Source organism: Mesorhizobium sp. M7A.F.Ca.US.011.01.1.1 (assembly GCF_003998295.1).
Taxonomy (GTDB): Bacteria; Pseudomonadota; Alphaproteobacteria; order Rhizobiales; family Rhizobiaceae; genus Mesorhizobium.
Genome location: NZ_RZRT01000144.1, coordinates 1 through 2,339 on the forward strand (window position 1 = coordinate 1; position 2,339 = coordinate 2,339).

2 protein-coding genes are annotated in these 2,339 nt (G+C 58.8%); one reads left to right on the forward strand and one right to left on the reverse strand.

Translation table 11 applies throughout. The features are described from left to right. Positions 1-483, reverse strand: a 483-nt coding sequence (locus tag EOA13_RS36800) for an aldehyde dehydrogenase family protein (RefSeq protein ID WP_127298009.1), incomplete at its 3' end; no start/stop codon positions are given. A 339-nt stretch (positions 484-822) separates the two neighbouring features. Here EOA13_RS36800 and EOA13_RS36805 point away from each other — a divergent pair. Further along, positions 823-2,339: sigma 54-interacting transcriptional regulator (locus EOA13_RS36805; protein WP_164780602.1), on the forward strand; the 1,517-nt coding region annotated here is incomplete at its 3' end.

A 2,339-nucleotide genomic window follows, 5' to 3' on the forward strand; every position in this document is an offset into this window, starting at 1 on the left:
CTTGCGGATGATCTGGCTAGCCGGAAAGTTCCAGGGCGTGAAGCCGACCGCGGGACCGACAGGGTCCTTGATCGCCATCTGGTGCACGCTCATCGAGCGCGAGGGAATGACACGTCCATAGGTGCGACGACCTTCCTCGGCAAACCAGTCGAGCAGGTCAGCGCAGGAGTTGATTTCGAGGCGAGCCTCGGCGAGCGGCTTGCCTGCATCGCTCGTGAGGATCGTCGCTATCTTCTCCAGTCGCTCCCTGAGTAGCGACGCCGCCTTGCGGATGATTTTACTACGCTCGTAGGATGATGTCTGGCTCCAGATTCTGAAGCCTTTTTCGGCGGCGACAGCAGCCATCTCCAGCTGCTTCGTCGTCGCCAGCGCGACGGTACCGATCTGTTCCCCGGTGGCGGGATTGAACACATCGCTCGTCCTACCCTTCACGGCGCTCAACCATTTGCCGTCGATGAAAAGCTTTACGTCGTCATAAGCCATACGAAAAAATCCCTATGTTACCGTCCAGCCCGTCGACCGACCCGATCCAGCGTCGGCATCGAAAGGTTGAGCGGCCTTGTTTGCGACACGATCGCGTCGGGCCCTGCGGGGGTTTCTCACCGCACGGCGCGGGACTGTGCAGTGAGAATTTCTCCCGCTGCAAACGAAGCAACCGCCATGCCAAAACACTAAATGACTGAGATGATTGGGAAACCCGCTTCACCCGAGTGTCGGCTCAGGGAATCTCAGCGAGTCTCAAAAATGAGACTTTTGAGAATAATTCCAAAAACTTGACAAGGATCGAGGTTAGTATGCAATGTCGCTAAAAAGGTACTAAACATGCTTGATACCGATGCCCATTTCCGGGTGATCGAGAGAGCGGTGTTGGCGAGCAACGACAAGACCGACCCGTCCTGGCGAACCAAATCCTGGGCCCGGTGTCTGCAGGATTACAAGCTCGACCCCTCTCGACCCAATTTCATCGATCTCTCCTCGCGCGAGCTCAAGAGTGCGAACGAGGTCTTCGACAACGATATCAAACTCGCAGGCACCGAGCTTGAAGCCACACTGTCCATGATCGAAGGCGGCGGCTATAGCGCGCACATAGCCAATCGCGAAGGCGTAATCATCGCCGAACGCCGAAGCAAGGACTCTTCGTTCTATTGCGGCTCTGACCGGGTTGGCGCGGTCTGGTCCGAGGAGGTCGGGGGCACAAACGGTATCGGGACGGCTCTCAGGACCTTCGCCCCGGCCGCCGTCTACCTCAACGATCACTTTTATGCGGACCTGACGGGTCAGGCTTGCGCATCTGCTCCGTTCTTCGGACCCGATGGGGAAGTGTTGGGCGTCATCAATCTCTCGACTCAAAATCCAGGCTTGCCGCCGCTTGCGCACCGCGTCGTGTTCGGTGTCGCCCAAATCGCCGCTGAAAGGTTGGAGACCCGGTACTTCCGCGAACACTTCCGCAAGCATTTTATTGTCACGCTGGCCGGAGACACCAAGACCCCTGGGATGCTGGCGTTTGATACCGATTACAAGATCGTCGGAGCTAGCAAGGCAGCGAGAGCCCTGTTGCGATTGGACGATTCTGCGATCGGCTCGAGGAGTTTGTGGGGCGTGTTCGAGAAATCGAGGGATGCTTCCAGTCTGGAGATGCTGTGCGAGAACGCGCGTGGTCTGCGGCCGCTCGGCAACGGCCGAATGTTCGACGTGTTTATCCAACGTCCGACCTCAGGCGTAGGCGGTTTGACCACGAGGTCGTCTGCCGCGAAAATCGCCTCCAAGCCCGTTCGCCAAGCTACCACGCTTGCCGAATGCGCGGGGCACGATCCACAGATGAAGCGAAACTTGGACATCCTCAAGAAGGTGTTCAGCTGCGGGCTCCATGTACTTCTGCTCGGCGAGACGGGGGTAGGCAAGGATACCCTCACCCGCGCCCTCCACCTCGAAAGCGACCGCGCCAGCGGGCCTTTCGTCGCCTTTAACTGCAGTGCTGTTCCCGAATCCCTCATCGACAGCGAACTCTTCGGGTATAGCGGCGGGGCGTTCACGGGAGCGAACAAGGATGGCAGCCCAGGCCGCATCGTCGAAGCCGATAAGGGAACGTTGTTCCTCGACGAAATCGGCGACATGCCGCTTCAACTCCAGACCCGCCTTCTCAGGTTCCTGGAGACGCAGGAAGTCACGCCTCTGGGCTCGGGAAAAACGCGGACCGTGGACGTCCAGATAGTTGCGGCAACCCATCAGAACCTAGCCGAAAAGGTCGCGGCGGGTACCTTCCGTCAAGACCTCTTCTACCGCCTCGCGGGCACGATCATCACCATTCCTCCGCTGCGGGAGCGTTGCGACCTCGAGTT